This window comes from Paenibacillus tianmuensis (assembly GCF_900100345.1).
In the GTDB taxonomy this organism is placed as follows: domain Bacteria; phylum Bacillota; class Bacilli; order Paenibacillales; family NBRC-103111; genus Paenibacillus_G; species Paenibacillus_G tianmuensis.
The window spans coordinates 156162-171104 of the sequence record NZ_FMTT01000008.1 but is presented as its reverse complement, the minus strand read 5'-3'; the positions used below and the strand labels follow the sequence as shown (position 1 = coordinate 171104).

The following is a 14943-nucleotide window of genomic DNA, read 5'->3' as shown; positions in this document are numbered from 1 at the left end:
AGGAGCCGGTTTGTCGAACCCGTTGCTGGAGGGCGGCTTACTGCTATTGTTGCTATTCTGTCCGAGTTTGCGTTCTAATTCCTTGACACGGATTTCCAACCGTGCGATTTGTTCGGTTTGTTGGCGATTTTGCACGAGCAAAGCGGTGATGAAAGCCGCAATCTCTGGATCGCCTTTGCTGATTTTCAAGATTTGCTCTGGCGTCGGGTTCAGATTCATCACCATCACGCAAGCCCTCCCCAAAAGTCGTTATGGGGATATATTCGACCAAAGTTCTTGAAATCCTATCCAGTATAAAAAAAGTACCCTAAACTTGGGGTACTGAGTAGTTACTTTTTAGAGTAATATAACTTATACCAGATTCTTAAATGGAATCAATATAAAGGAAGGAGCACAGTTTATTGAAAGTAATAAATCGATTTACACATGGCGACAGTCCAAAAGAAATCATATCAAGTTAAATCCCTGCTACATTCGCGAGAATGCTGGCGGGGATTTTTTCGCTCAAATGAAGTTGTACATTTATCAAATTAAAAAGAATAGGACAAAGAGTTAAATTCATAAAAAGGAAAGAGGTGAGATGTACTTGAGTCCAGCAAAAGGAAACTTCCGAGAGCAATATCTGGCAAATAAGCAGTTTGACAAGCAGTCAAAGGCTACCTAATGCATCTAAAAATTTTAACAATTCATCCCTAAAGTAACACATTTTGGATTACTCAAACCCCAACAGCGAAGTGTCGCTGTTCTTTACACCATACTTCTCCTTCAAATGATACTTAAACAAACTTGAATTTGAATGCAACCAGATGCTATATAATTTTCAAACCTCTTACTTTATTGTTGATGATATTCACGTACATATAAATGTTTCTGGCGAAGGTACAGAAATAGTGGAGCGTTTCGGAATATAATAACTCATCTTCTAAATCCCATCCCTCAGGTGCAAGGTTGATTTCACCATATTTTTCAAGAAAGTTCCTTTGCAGAAAATTCCAAAGTGAAGTGTCTTGATCTGTAGAGAACTCTCTGCCATTAACAAATTCAGTAAGATCCAGTTCGAATTGCTTTACATTTAAAATAACATGAAATAGATTTTCCTTTGGAGTAATGTGATTTGACTTGACATAAAAATCTCGTACTACTGGGTGAATTTTTTCCTTAGTAAAAAGAATTGTTTGAAATTCCTTTTTGGATTCTAGTTTTAAACCTTTGAGTATCACTTCATCTACTTTATCATCGATATAAATAACTTTAATCGTATCAAAATGGATGCCGACAGTTTTCATAAGCAACAAGTAGTCGTCTTTGTAATGAATCGGAAGTTGAATGACATGATCTTGACTCGTATTGAGTAGAAAGGGGACGATTATCCATTGACTCAGTAAGCTTAAATCATAAGTATAGATCGCGGGGGTTGATGTTTCTTTTTTTATCTTAAAATTGGTTGAATCTTCTCGTGGTACTATAATCCCCTTTATCGGTTCTGATTGTTCAATTTCTTTCATCCATCTCATAATAAAATCCTTTCTATTTGTGAATTGAATATCTTAGGAGGTTGCGTCAAAGTCCATTTTATTTTTTGCAGGGTTTAAGATAGCCATATTCTCGTTGAACCCATTGGATTGGTTGTTTCGCCAAACCTGTCTTTAAGTTTTTCAAAGTCAGATATATAAGCTTGTTCATTTGTAATAATTCCACCAATTAGCAGAACGAGATGGGAAAGGTCCAATGGTCTGCACTAACTACGGACTTTCAAAAAAAGTTGCTTTTAACAAAAAATTAAGACCTCCAATGAAAGCCTTAATTTTAAATTGAAAATTAACGTCTTGGTTTTGCCCACCTTCTACACAAATTGTTCGAGGAAAATAAAGCTTTAGACTGAAAAATAAAGTATTAGACTGGATATGGGCGTTAAACGGGCAGAATAGTTGAAATCGGTTATAATCAGAGTACATAAAAAAATTCTTAACAAAAGAAAGTTTTTTAACTATATTACTTATTGTTACTTGAGGATAAACAACTCCTCTACCGTTACCCCCAAAACTCTTGCCAGTTTAATCGCTAACAGTGTGCTAGGCACAAACTTACCATTTTCGATTGTGTTTATGGTTTTTCTGGTTACCCCAACCAAATCAGCTAACTGCTCCTGGGTAAGATTTATTTTGGCCCTTTGTACTTTTATTGTGTTTTCTAGGATATCTTCACTCATTTTATTCACCTTCGAAATTAGTCTTTTTCAAATATCAGGTAAGACACAAGGGGAGCAATGACTCCGGCAAAAATTAATGTAAACAAAACAAACCGGACCTTCAGATCAACATATAAGCTTAGCGTAACCAAAAGTACGATCACCCCTAAGAGCACCCAAAATCCTATAGCAAAACTCTTAACTCGAATCACTTGAATATATTCATCGATTAAGGTACTTGCTAACTTGCGTTTTTTTCGAAGGAGTCGTGAAAATTGTACAATTCGAATGAGGAAATACGTCCAAATGAACCAACCAATGATAGAAACAGCGGAGGTCCAACCTGATAACTTCCAGCTGGGATCGGAAGTGAAATAATGAAATAAATAGGGAAGTTGCCACACGACAAAACCAAGCAAATTACCAATAATAATTGTTCTCCTTTTAATTTCCAATTGAGTTATTTCAGATATCAAATGTGTCTCCTCCTTTAATTCTGTAACCTATATTACTCATTATATAACCTTTGTGTTACATTTTCAAGGGGGAATTTGCTGCCGGCTCTATGATTCGTCTCAGAAAAACGGTTGATTGAAATTGCCGATGAGGCATATACTTTTTAGAAGTGCGTTCAGACAAACGCCGAACTATTGAATCCTATTATGATGAAGTCGCCTTTGCTATGAGCAACACTTAAATGGAGAGCCGGATGCGCTGAGAGGTGCATGTCCGGTTCGGGAAGGAGAAACGGGGAAATAGTTCGACTACGCCCCGTCTCTTACTTCACTTCGCATGCAAGGTAGCTTTATGTACCTGGTCGCTATCATCGATTGGTACTCCCGTTATATCGTGAGTTGGGAGCTCTCTCATAGCTTGGAACGCTCTTTTGTACTAAGGGCGATGAACAAGGCGTTTCATAAAGCTAAGCCTACCATACTGAACAGTGATCAGGGCAGTCATTTTACAAGCAGTGACTACATTCGGCTGCTTAAAAAGAAAGAAATTGCAATTAGCATGGATGGCAAAGGAAGGGCCACGGACAATGCCATTACGGAGCGATTCTTCCGTAATCTAAAGTGGGAGAAGCTCTATTACCACACCTACACAACGCCTAAAGAGGTCTTTAAAGACGTTCGGGCGTACATCGATGAATACAATTGCACCCGTCCACATCAGTCACTTGATTATGCAACACCCGCCGAATTTTATGCCCACAAGATGGTACAGGTCGGTTAAGTTTGAGCTGCGCACAAACCTATTAACGAGGAGGATATGAGTAGCTTAACTTTTCATAAAGCCAATGGCAAACTCAGGCCGTTAGGCATTCCATGTCTTCGAGATCGTATCGTGCAAAGGGCAATGCTGATGGTAATGGAGCCGATATGGGAAAGTGATTTCCATCCGGTATCCTATGGTTTTAGACCGGCGCGGAGTGTTCATCATGCAATTCGTAGTACTGGCCTGCTGTTGAAGGCATTCTTTGGAGTTATGTAGGTCTTCAAGTGTGTTTGAGGACAACACCATGGTTTAACTTAAAGGGGAGCTTCTTTTTCTTAGTATTCTTGCTATTAAATTCGATTAGTTCACGAATAAAAGGTATACGTGTGTTTATCATGTCCAATAATGAAACTAAGGGGAATTACTTGGTAGTTGTTCAACCGATTTGGGACACGACTATGTAAGGTAACTTTCCCCTTAATTTTTTCTTTGGAGTGATGAGATGTGCGTAAGTTCTCGCTGGCTGACATCGAGTCAGTCGTTAGCGGCGGCAAGGCCGTGATGGTGGCGGAGGATGGTATTGTCGTAGCCGCAGTACAGGAAGCTGTGATGGCAGGCAGGACCGCGACCTTCTACCTCACCCGTGCTCAATTCACAGCAGTCAACTCGTGGTACTGGACTCCCCAGATGATCAGAGGCACGGGACTTGAGCCGGTGTCGTACGAAGAAAAGGCTCGAATCCAATCCGATTTGGGGATCGAGGAAACCAGGCTTGCCTACTCCAACCGTATTGAGTGCCAGTGTGGGCGCACGTACGGAGCATTTGAGTTTATGCAGCAGGGAATCAGTGAACATGGACAGGAGTCCGTGCAATCGATTTTCAACCTGAAGGATGTAGCTGTCATTCGCGTTAATCCACGCCAAGAAGCTATTTGCCCCGACTGCGGACAGATTTTGCGGGAACCGCATTATTACTGCTACTGGAGCTATGGGTGCTGTAGGCAACCTATGTGATGTGGATGTTGGGGTAACCACTCTGAGGACCTGATACGAGGTCCTTTTTTTGCTTGGTAGAAGTAATTCAAGGTGGATATGCAAGAACAAGTAGGGCACACGAGAGGTGTCCTACTTGTTTTTTACACCGATTGCCCTAGACGTTAGTCCAGACTAAAACTAGCCTAGAGACAAGTTCGTCCAGATCATAAAAAAACTAAACTAGGATTTGTTGAACATACACCTAGTTAGAGAGAGGAAGTCATAACATGAAAAATAAACTCGCATCGGTGCTAGCCGTTACATTGGCACTCCCCATGATTCTACCAACAGAGTCGATGGCGGCTCCCACCCCTAAGACTTCAGTAGTAGCAAGTCAACAAGGATTGGAGAAGATTGCGGCGGAGAAAGCGGAACTCCTGACGGAGTCCCATGGGGCAAACAGCGTGCAGTATGCACTGATTGATAATGGGAACATTATTTTGTCGGGTCAGACCGGTAAAAACGACATGCAAGGAAAAGAGCCGTTGACCAAAGATACTGTATACGGCATTGCATCGGTCAGCAAAGTGTATACGGCGGCTGCAGTGATGAAGCTAGTGGATGAAGGTAAGATCGATTTAGATACGCCTATCACCCAATATATTCCTGATTTTAAGATGAAGGATGAACGGTACAAACAGATCACACCACGGATGCTATTGAACCATTCCTCCGGCCTGCAAGGTGGTTCCAGTAATAGCAATGGATATTTATTTGGGGATAATAATATCTATTCCCATGATACGTTTTTGCAGCAATTGTCTCATCAAAGCTTAAAGGCGGACCCAGGTGCGTTCTCAGTATATTGCAACGACGGCTTTTGGCTGGCTGAGATTCTGGTGGAAAGAGTGAGTGGCATGAGCTTTACCGCCTTTCTACATCACCATTTTACAAAGCCGTTGCAGTTAAATCATACGAAGACGTCGCTAGACCCAGAGAAAGACGTTAAGCGGGCAGGGCTTTATTTTCCTATATATACAGGACAGCTTCCGAATGAGTGGTCGAATGGGATTGGCACGGGAGGTATTTCTTCTACAGCCGAAGACGTGGTGAGATTCTCCCAATTATTTATGGGAGAGACCAAAGGGATTCTCTCAGCCAAGGCAGTCAAGGCGATGGAGCAGGAGGAGTACAAAAAGGGAATATGGCCGGGAGATGCAGATAGTAAGTTCAATTATGGCCTCGGATGGGATAGTGTGAAGTTGTATCCATTCAGTGAATATGGGATCAAGGGCTTGGCTAAAACCGGCGCCTCGCCATTTCAGAAAGCTGCGCTAGTCGTGCTTCCTGAACAGAAGATGGCAGCGGCTGTGTTGTCATCCGGCGGCGGTAGCTCTACAAATCAAATGCTAGCTAATGAATTGCTGCTGGCGGCACTTAAAGAAAAGGGCGTCATCAAGGCCGTCAAGCCAGGCAAATCATTTGGCGAACCTGTTAAGGCCAAGATGCCGCAAGAGGTGATGAAGCAAGCAGGATATTACGGCGATAGTGGTAGCCAATTCAAACTAAACATTTCGAAGGATGGGGAATTGTTCTTATCTCCCAAACCAGAGGAAAAATATGTGTATACCGCGGATGGAAGTTTTGTCAATAAGGAGGGTACCTCCAAGCTCAGCTTCGTAACCGAGAAGAATGGACGCACCTATTTGAAGAGGAGTATATATCGAACGGAGCCAGGATTGGGGCAAGATGCGCTGTCTGAGTATGCAGCTGAGAAGTTAGAAGATAACAAGCTATCCAAGGAAACCGCCTCTGCTTGGAAGAAGCGGGAAGGCGCCAAGTTCTATCTTGTGAACGAAAAATTCAACTCTGTGATGTATTCAATGCAAATACTTACAAGCCAGATTACTCGTGAGGAAGATTTCCCCGGCTATTGGGAGGGTAAAAAAATAACAGGTCCGAACACAGCGGCGCATCAGATCCAGATCCCCGTGTTGGCAGGCCGCGAAACAAGTGAAGCCCGCTTCTATACAGAGGGCGGCCATGAATACATGGAAGAGGCCGGAATGCTATTCGTGAACGAGTCAAATGTAAAACCGCTCCCTGCAGGCAAATCGTCCAAAGTAACGCTGCAAGCGAATGGGCATGCGAAATGGTTTACGATCCCGCAAGCGGCAGGGAAAACGATGACCGTGACGCTGCCCGCGAATAGTGCATTCGCAGTATACGATGAAACAGGAGTGTGCATCAACTATAGCTTTGTGAGCGGCAACAACAAAGTACAGCTGCCGAAAAACGGAAAGATTGTATTTGCTGGCGCGCCGAACGCGGAATTTGGAATCACGTTGAAGTAAATGCAATTCAAGGTGGATATGAACAAGAACAAGTAGGGCGCATGAGAGGCGTCCTGCTTGTTTTTTTTACACCGATACCGTGAACCTCTGTAAAAAAAGGGCCCTCCCATAGCCATATGTACATGGCATTCTGGAACAGCCCTTTTACCTTTCCTTATATAACGTTAGCCGCCAACTCCACCATGGTAACCAAACTGATCTGTTGTCACGGTAAGTTCCTCTGCCAAATGTCCGCCACTAATTAACATTAGTACCATGAGCAGTGATAATAACATTTTTTTCATCATCGTTCAGACACTCCATTCAATATGTTTTTGTACTCCCTTTTTTGCTTTTCCGTCACGTATTCGTCATGTTCTTCGAATAACGGAATACATCGCTCAAATCCGGAATAGTACTGCATTTTGCGGGAAAGGTACAAAGCATACAGCAGTTCGTTGATCCCGTCTCCAATTTTTCCGTTATTAAAGCTGTAGATCGATTTCTCATACCAATAGTGAAATAATTGCGTGCCGTTAATATAGGTTATAGACGAATTTAAAGGAGGGATTCTTTGGCAAAAACGTTCTATGATTTCATCGACGAGAAGATTAAATTTGTTGGCGGCTTCCATAATACTTAGCATGTAAGGTAAAGTATATTCCGGGTGTTCATCTAAGAATTTGGAAAAATCGTGCAGAACGTTTTTGTTTCCGGTCATGAGCTCCAGCGTATACATGTTCCCCTTACCCCAAATTCGAAATTTCTCAACCTCCCTTCTTCCGGTTTCGTTCAGAAACTCAAACCATCCAAGATCGGAATACTCTTTCACATACGGTTTCGCTTCTTCGTATTTTCCTTGCATGGTTAATGTGATCCCTTTCAGGAGGAGTCCTTGTCCATAATATACCACCAAATGACGTTCCGTTTGCCCGCCTTCCAAATGATCATTTCTTAGTTTTTGATCGTATCGCTTTTTTGCCAAGGTATGTAATTCATCCGCATAGCTTTCAACTTTGTCCCAATCCCAAAACGTATAGTAAACGTTTGCCATTTGCAGGATAGCATCTAGCCGGATATGTTCCGGCAACTGATTATAGTAAGACTCGAAACGAAGCAAGGCTTCTTTATTTTCTTCTGCGCCAATCCCTATTAAAGCCAGAAATAAACGGTACTGACTCATGATGAATTGTTCATGATCACATTCTTGTTCATGATTTACGACATAGCGAAAAAAAGGTACGGCATCTTTTTTTCTCCCAAGCTTAAAGAGATGCTCTGCTATCGAATACATTTGAGAGGATGACAACGGCTTGTCCTCCGACAAAATATCCTCTAATTCCATATTGGGATGTATAATCATGTATTAACCTCCCTTAATAGTAAAATAATAACACATTGTTTTTCGAAAATACAACTATTTTTTCAATATATTGCCATTAATTCTATGTATTTTTAATAAAAGGTGTAGACATATAAGGAAAAGTGTCGCTCAACATATTTGGTAAAAAGAACAACATGCCGAAATCGTTGGTACAAAATTCAGATACTGGTCAATTCGAGTATGGGTAAAGCAAAAGGCCATCCAGAAACTTCTGGGTGGCCGTTTAACTGCGTGGCGTCAGCATGGCAAGGCTTACGAGATCACGACATGTAAGCTGCCGCTGTTTGAATGCCTTAGGCTGCCCGGTCTTTCAAGGAATCACAACCACTTTCTCTTTACAGGAAGCACAATACTTCGCGTACTGGATACAAGTCTCCAACGAATCGTCCGGCTCCATCGGCCACCAACGGATCGCCCCCGCAGGCGCTTGGGAAGCGAAAAACTCCACTTCCTTGGGGATACGGCCCACAACGATAACCTCGGTGTTCTTAAAGCCCGATTCCATTCCCTTTTGGAGGGTCTTCCTTAATTGCGTATGCTCCGTTTCCGGATGAGAGTAAGGAATCGGGAACAAGATCGAAACTCGGGTAGTGTCTTCATGAATGACATGAGCCGTTTTGCGGGCGGGATCGTGTACGGAGGTCTCCCATATACGGTTGTATGGCAGATGCTCCGGCAGCCCCAGCTCGGTCAGCCTCGAATGAATTCTATCGTGGTAAACCCGTTCCAGTTCTCTTACCAAAATCTGAATCTGCTTATTTCTTAGAAAAGTGGTGTTGTTTCCTCTTTCGTTCCGATATTGGATATAGAGTAAATCGGGAACGGCCGCAAACTTGGAACACAGAAACGTCCGAATCAGCATGTCGTAATCGTCGGCCACCAGCAACTCGTCCCGGTGGCCCCCGACCAGATGATAACAATCCCGGGACCATGCGCGAGGATGATTCGGCAACCCGACCAAGTGGCGGACGGTATTGCCGTTGATCGTCGTATGTCTGTGCGCATTTTGCCAGCGGTTCATTTCATGCAGCCAGACCCGATAAAATGCGCTGTATCCAAAACCGCAATCCCAGCCGTACCAATGCGCATGAAGATTCTCTGCGTACACCTCGGCGCAATCCCCGTAAACCAAGCCGCATTCGGGATTTTGCTGAAATGCCCGAACGATCTTCTTCAGGCAATCGGGCGTCAACTCGTCGTCATGATCCACTTCAACTAAAATTTCCCCTGTACAAAGGCCTGCGGCATACCTTTTGAGCGCCCCAATATAGCCATTGCGGGAATCTTGGCGATATCTGCGCACGCGAGGGTCCTTCAATGGAAGCAAGTCATTCTTGTAAGTCTCCTCGTCATCTCCGGAATCGTCCACAATGACCCATTCCCAGTTCGGGTAAGTCTGATTTAACAGCGATTGATAAGGACGTTGAATTCTTTCTTTTGACCTGTAGCTGGCCGTGAACACGGAGATCAGTGGCGTATCGGAAGAAAAACGGGTAGGAGGAACGGTTTTGTTTTCAGGGAGAGGATCTGTCCCTCTGAGCCAGCAATAAAACAATTTATTCGATTCGAGTTCGTCCGGCGAATGGAAGTGCAGCCAACGTTTTTTTTCCTGAACAGGCAGCGAACTTAGAGTTGTAAAAGGTTTCCATCCGTCTCCTATGGAAGCATAGACGCGCGGCTTCCGGGGGCCGGCATCGACTAATGGATCATCAGGCCCATACATTTTCACGGTGATGTGGTTTTCTTTCAGCCTCAAGATCGGTGCTTTCAATTTATTCTTCGAAATTTTGTCTGATACAAACAGATGAACCGTCAATAAAGGAATGAAGTCCGACGACAAGTTGATTCCCCTTTCCCAGATGTCGAACACAAGTTGGAGCCCAAGTGCCGATCCATTCTCTTTTTTCACATACGCAGTGTATTCCTCTGCTCGAACATTTGTCCGCCTAAAAGCCTTGTTATGAACGCACATTTCGCTTGAGAGCGCATACTCTGGGAGGTAGCAAACCTATCGTACAATGCGGGTTCATTTTAAAAGAAAGGTGGAGTCATCTTGAAACATCCGTTGGTTAGTGTCGTTATTCCCGCTTATAACCGGCCCCATACGCTAAAAATCGCCATCGACAGCGTACTCGAACAAACCTATCCGAATATCGAAATCGTCATTTGCGACGACAGCTCCAATAACGATGTGCAACAAATGCTGGAAGCGGCTTATCTGCCGTCTTATCCACAGATCAAATACCATAAAAACGAGAAAAACCTTTTTCTTGAAAACTGGCACAAATGCTTCGACCTGGCTTCGGGGGAATATATCAATTACTTGATGGATGACGACGTATTTCATAAAGAGAAGATCGCCCAAATGCTCTATTTTTTTAACGAATTCGACAACATCACGCTGGTCACATCCTATCGGCAAACCATCAATGAATCGGGGAGCTTTCTTGCGCCCATCGCCGCAACGCTCAGACTCTACGAAGAGACGAGAGTAATGGATGGAACAACGCTGGGGAACATCGCATTAACCCGCTGCTTAAATGTGATCGGCGAGCCGACGACCGTTTTGTTTAAAAAGGCGGACCTTACCGAACCGTTCGGAGTATACCGCGGGAAGCAATATTCGCTGATCAACGATATGGCTGCCTGGTTATCTCTATTGTCCAAGGGAAAAGCGGTGTATATTCCGGAAGCGCTCAGCTACTTTCGGTTACATGCCAGTCAAAACAACAGCACGCTTGGCTTCAAAGCGTTCAGCGAATGGCTCGATATAACAATCGCCTCCAGAGAAGACGGTTTTCTCGAAACGGAGGAGTTGTACAAAACCGCTCTTCTTGCTTACCGCAAACGCGTGCAAGGAAACCCACAATTTGCAGCGGACATTCAGCGAATCGATTCGATCTTGAATACGATAGAATGAGGCGCGGCGAAAATCGGGAGCCGGGTGTTCGCCGTTCCTCCCGTTCATGGGGTTCATACGATAAGGTATACACATTTTGATTGGAAGCGGATTCCAGCGGGAAGAGGTTGTCTTATGTATGAAATTCCGTTCTTGCGACCGAATTTAGTCAAAAAGGAGCGGTTGCTTTCTTATTTTGAAAAAATAGAAGCAAGCCGGATTTACTCCAATTACGGCCCCTTAAATCATCTGTTTGAAACGCGCGTGATCGCCCAAATGTTCGGCGGCATCGGCTCAGCCGTGACGGTGCATAACGCTACACTCGGGCTGATGCTGGCGATATCGCAATGCAAGCAGCCTCGGGGCAAGTATGCGGTGATGCCCAGCTTTACTTTTGCAGCGACCCCGCTTGCCGCCGAGTGGTGCGGGCTTGAGCCATATTTTCTGGATATGGAACCGGACGATTGGCAAATGAACAGAGCGCAATTGGAGGAGACGGTCGAGCGGCTGGGCGAGCAGATCGCGGTCGTCGTTCCTTACGCCACTTTCGGTTCGGCTATCGATTTATCCATATACAACAAGCTGCTGCAGGAAGGAATTCCGGTCGTCATCGATGCGGCTGCCAGCTTTGGAACGACCATTGCGGAGGATGACGTACAATTCGGCAAAGGCTTCGGTGGAGCCGTGGTGTTCAGCTTTCACGCGACCAAAACGTTTGGCGTCGGAGAAGGCGGGTTAGTGTATAGCGCGGACCAGGAGCTCATTCAGCGAATTCGCCAGGCTGGAAACTTCGGCTTCTCCAGCTCCAGAGAATCCGTTCTGTTAGGCTTAAACAGCAAAATATCCGAATATACCGCCGCTATCGCCTTGGCCACTCTCGAAGAGTTCCAGGCAGTACAGGAGAGAAGAAAAACGATCATTGGCACTTATCGCCGTGAATTGCAGCAGCAGGATTTATTGCAGCGGGGATGGTCTGCCCAAAAGATGCTGGGACAGGTGCCCCTGCAATTTTTCTCTCTGCTGAGCCCGGACTCTCTCGGCAACCGGGAAGTCATCCGGCGGTTAGCCTCCCATTCGATTGAAGCCCGGACTTACTTTTCCCCGGCATGCCATCAGCAGAAGCAGTTTCAAAGCTCCCCCCATTCCAATCTTCAGGTGACGGAACGGATTGGAGACCGTATTGTCAGTCTGCCACTCTGGGAAGAAATGAAGGAGGACACCGTCGGGCGAATTGTGAAGGTGCTTGGAAGCATTACCGAGGGGAATGCCACATGAGAAAGATCATTATCTGGGGTTCGGGCGGACACGCCCGCGAGGTCAACTGGCTTTGTGAAGAGATGGGAGTGCAGGTGCTGGGGTTTCTGGACGAACGGCCTGAAATGAAGGGCCAACTGGTGAATGGAGTTCCCGTATTGGGAACGCTTGACGATATCGAAGCGATGCGGCATGAGGTCGAGATCGTATGCGCCGGGGTCGGGGACCCGGCATTGAAGAAGCGGTTCGCTTACGATACGATCCGGTCGGGATTCCGCATCGCAGACCCACTGATCCATCCGCGTGTCCGTTTGTCGAGGAGAAATACCGTGGGGCAAGGCAGCATGATCTGCGAAGGGGCTATCCTTACTGATAATATCCGGATCGGATGCCATGTGATCATCAATCGAAGTGCCAACATCAGTCATGATACGGTCATTGACGATTATGTCACCATCGCCCCGGGTGTGAATCTGGCGGGCAACGTGGCCGTAGGCGAAGGAGCCTACATCGGCATCGGTTCCTCGGTTCGGGAGAAATGCCGCATCGGATGCTGGTCTATGATTGGCGGCGGAGCCTTCGTCAAAGGCGATATCCCCGACTTTACGATGGCTGCGGGGGTGCCGGCCGTCATCAAAAAACGGCTTGACAAGAGATAGGAAAGGAGAAAAATCATTTGGTTGACCATCTCAAACACCAAGGTCCTTACTATTGTCCTTATTGCAATAATACGACTGAACGTTTTCGCCCGTGGCCGGATATTTACGATTTTCCCAAGTGTCAATATGAAATGTGGAACAAGCAGACCGCCATATGTCCCGTCTGCTCCTCTTTCGACAGGGAAAGGTTATATAAATTTTATATTGAACGGGAAACGGAGCTGCTCGTAAGGCCGCACAAATTACTGCACATTGCGCCCGAGAAAAATTTAAGGAAATGGTTAAAAGGACTTCCGAACATTTCCTATATATGCGGCGATTTAATGCCTCAGGATGCGGAAATGGAGCGGATAGACTTAACGGCCATGTCTTTCGCTGACGAAACGTTCGATGTCGTTATTTGCAGCCATGTGCTGGAACATATCACCGAGGATCACGAAGCGATGGCGGAAATCTACCGCGTATTGAAACCGGACGGCTGGAGCATTCTGCAAGTGCCGATCGCTTTAAACTTCGAGGAGATTCTGGAGGACCCGACGGTGACCTCGCCGCAGGCAAGAAAAGAACACTTCGGCCAGGACGATCACGTACGCATTTATAATCGCGAAGGCTTCGTTGGCCGATTGGAAGCGACCGGATTTCATGTCGTTTTATTTAACTTGGCGGATAAATACGGTGTCGAGGAAGCAAACCTGTACGGTTTGTCCGAGAAAGATACGCTGTATATCGGGACCAAGCAGATTGTTCCGAACAATGAATGACAGTCTACCGAACTGCGATGAGAAGCAAAAAAGCCGGCTGCCGTTTGGTAGACGGCTTTTTAGTAAAATATACGATTCTACCTCTGCAAACGCCGAGACTCGCTGCGTATCATTACATACTATGTTAAAAGCTTCACAATCTTAAGTTTTGAGAATGAAGCTACATCCAGTATACGGAGGTGACATCTAGTTGGCCGAATCCGCATTTAGAGCTCGTGCAAGTACGGACCAAATTTTTACAACATCCGGACCGTTCTTCGTAGCCTTTCCAACCGTTGAGTATGATTTGAACGGCGAGTACAACCCAGTGGCTTCTACCTTCGTCTCCAGCCAGGGCGGCGTGTATACGATTAGCGTCAGCCTTAGGCTCACGGCGGACCCTTCCGTGGACTTCATTGCACTCGCATTGGAAGGACCTAACCAATCCGGGAAGATATTCATCCGAAATACGGATCATCCGGATCTACCTTTCTCAGTAAACCTCACCGCTCAGATGAATTTCGCTCCGGGTGACAGCACGAGGGTATTTATTCAACCCAATGCCGGAACAGTTACAGTGGTAGCCGATCCCATCTTTAGTCATTTGGAGGCTGCACGGACAAATGGAGCAGTTGGGCCGATAGGACCTCAAGGGCCTCAAGGACCTCAGGGAGGAGGACCTCAAGGACCTCAAGGACCTCGTGGTACACAAGGCACTCAAGGACCTCAAGGGCCTCAGGGGCAGCGCGGCCTGCAAGGACCTCAAGGTAATCAAGGCGCTCAAGGGCCGACAGGACCTCAAGGCACTCAAGGACCTCAAGGGCCTCAAGGACAACGCGGCATTCAAGGACCTCAAGGGCCTCAAGGCACTCAAGGACCTCGAGGCGTTCAAGGAGCTCAAGGACCTCAAGGGCCTCAAGGACAGCGCGGCATTCAAGGCTTTCAAGGACCTCAAGGCACTCAAGGTGCTCAAGGCGCTCAAGGACCTCGCGGCGTTCAGGGCGTTCAAGGACCTCAAGGCGTTCAAGGGTCTCAAGGTGTAACCGGTGCTCAAGGATCTCAAGGTGCTCAAGGGCCTCAGGGCATCCAAGGACATCAGGGAGCTCAAGGGCCACAAGGTGTAACTGGCGTTCAAGGATCTCAAGGTGTTCAAGGGCCACAAGGTGTAACTGGCGTTCAAGGACCTCAGGGTGACCGAGGGCCGCAAGGTGCAACAGGCGCCCAAGGATCTCAAGGCGTTCAAGGTCCGCAAGGTGCAACAGGCGCTCAAGGACCTCAAGGCGATCAAGGACC

At 45.9% G+C, this 14943-nt stretch carries 14 protein-coding genes and 1 pseudogene; 8 read left to right on the top strand and 7 right to left on the bottom strand.

All coding sequences use genetic code 11. From position 1 onward, the window contains the following. The 4 genes from BLO51_RS08305 to BLO51_RS08290 all read right to left on the bottom strand — a co-directional run. Window positions 1-225, bottom strand: a 225-nt coding sequence (locus BLO51_RS08305; protein WP_245719580.1) for a DUF6444 domain-containing protein, incomplete at its 3' end; no start/stop codon positions are given. Window positions 226-809: 584 nt separating this feature from the next. Next, a complete protein-coding gene (locus BLO51_RS08300) occupies window positions 810-1505 on the bottom strand; it encodes a hypothetical protein (protein ID WP_217266703.1) in 696 nt (231 codons plus the stop codon). A 497-nt stretch (window positions 1506-2002) separates the two neighbouring features. Next, complete coding sequence (locus BLO51_RS08295; protein WP_090669616.1) at window positions 2003-2209, bottom strand: helix-turn-helix transcriptional regulator; 207 nt, start codon at window positions 2207-2209, stop codon at window positions 2003-2005. 17 nt (window positions 2210-2226) lie between these two features. Beyond that, window positions 2227-2664, bottom strand: a complete 438-nt coding sequence (locus BLO51_RS08290) for a hypothetical protein (RefSeq protein WP_090669613.1) — start codon at window positions 2662-2664, stop codon at window positions 2227-2229. A 316-nt stretch (window positions 2665-2980) separates the two neighbouring features. Here BLO51_RS08290 and BLO51_RS08285 point away from each other — a divergent pair, with 316 nt between their 5' ends. The 3 genes from BLO51_RS08285 (at window position 2981) to BLO51_RS08270 (ending at window position 6735) form a co-directional block, all read left to right on the top strand. Further along, entirely contained in the window at window positions 2981-3424 is a 444-nt protein-coding gene (locus BLO51_RS08285; RefSeq protein ID WP_090669610.1) for an IS3 family transposase, read from the top strand. 486 nt (window positions 3425-3910) lie between these two features. Next, complete coding sequence (locus tag BLO51_RS08275) at window positions 3911-4420, top strand: hypothetical protein (RefSeq protein ID WP_090669604.1); 510 nt, start codon at window positions 3911-3913, stop codon at window positions 4418-4420. A 248-nt stretch (window positions 4421-4668) separates the two neighbouring features. Beyond that, window positions 4669-6735 (top strand): serine hydrolase domain-containing protein, encoded by a 2067-nt coding sequence (locus tag BLO51_RS08270; RefSeq protein ID WP_090669601.1) that lies wholly within the window; start codon window positions 4669-4671, stop codon window positions 6733-6735. Window positions 6736-6899: 164 nt separating this feature from the next. Here BLO51_RS08270 and BLO51_RS30760 read toward each other — a convergent pair whose 3' ends face one another. The 3 genes from BLO51_RS30760 to BLO51_RS08260 all read right to left on the bottom strand — a co-directional run bounded on the left by BLO51_RS30760 (window position 6900) and on the right by BLO51_RS08260 (window position 9938). Next, entirely contained in the window at window positions 6900-7022 is a 123-nt protein-coding gene (locus tag BLO51_RS30760; protein ID WP_281180333.1) for a hypothetical protein, read from the bottom strand. After that, the gene (locus BLO51_RS08265) at window positions 7019-8077 is read right to left on the bottom strand and encodes a DNA-binding protein (RefSeq protein ID WP_245719579.1); all 1059 of its coding nucleotides are present in this window, start codon (window positions 8075-8077) and stop codon (window positions 7019-7021) included. The genes BLO51_RS30760 and BLO51_RS08265 overlap by 4 nt, the downstream gene beginning before the upstream one ends. A 331-nt stretch (window positions 8078-8408) precedes the next feature. Next, window positions 8409-9938, bottom strand: coding sequence for a glycosyltransferase (locus BLO51_RS08260; RefSeq protein ID WP_090669656.1), 1530 nt, complete (start codon window positions 9936-9938; stop codon window positions 8409-8411). Between the two features lie 213 nt (window positions 9939-10151). Here BLO51_RS08260 and BLO51_RS08255 point away from each other — a divergent pair, with 213 nt between their 5' ends. The 5 genes and pseudogenes from BLO51_RS08255 to BLO51_RS30200 all read left to right on the top strand — a co-directional run. Continuing rightward, the gene (locus BLO51_RS08255) at window positions 10152-11018 is read left to right on the top strand and encodes a glycosyltransferase family 2 protein (protein ID WP_090669598.1); all 867 of its coding nucleotides are present in this window, start codon (window positions 10152-10154) and stop codon (window positions 11016-11018) included. A gap of 114 nt (window positions 11019-11132) precedes the next feature. Next, window positions 11133-12272: a DegT/DnrJ/EryC1/StrS family aminotransferase gene (locus BLO51_RS08250; RefSeq protein WP_090669596.1), complete on the top strand. Its 1140-nt coding sequence runs from the start codon at window positions 11133-11135 to the stop codon at window positions 12270-12272. Continuing rightward, on the top strand, window positions 12269-12910 hold the full coding sequence (locus BLO51_RS08245) for an acetyltransferase (protein WP_090669593.1): 642 nt from the start codon (window positions 12269-12271) through the stop codon (window positions 12908-12910). Before BLO51_RS08250 ends, BLO51_RS08245 begins: the two co-directional genes overlap by 4 nt. 323 nt (window positions 12911-13233) lie before the next feature. Then, window positions 13234-13671, top strand: a complete 438-nt coding sequence (locus tag BLO51_RS30205) for a class I SAM-dependent methyltransferase (protein WP_245719578.1) — start codon at window positions 13234-13236, stop codon at window positions 13669-13671. A gap of 604 nt (window positions 13672-14275) precedes the next feature. Further along, a pseudogene (locus BLO51_RS30200) lies at window positions 14276-14943 on the top strand (collagen-like domain-containing protein); the annotation flags it as partial.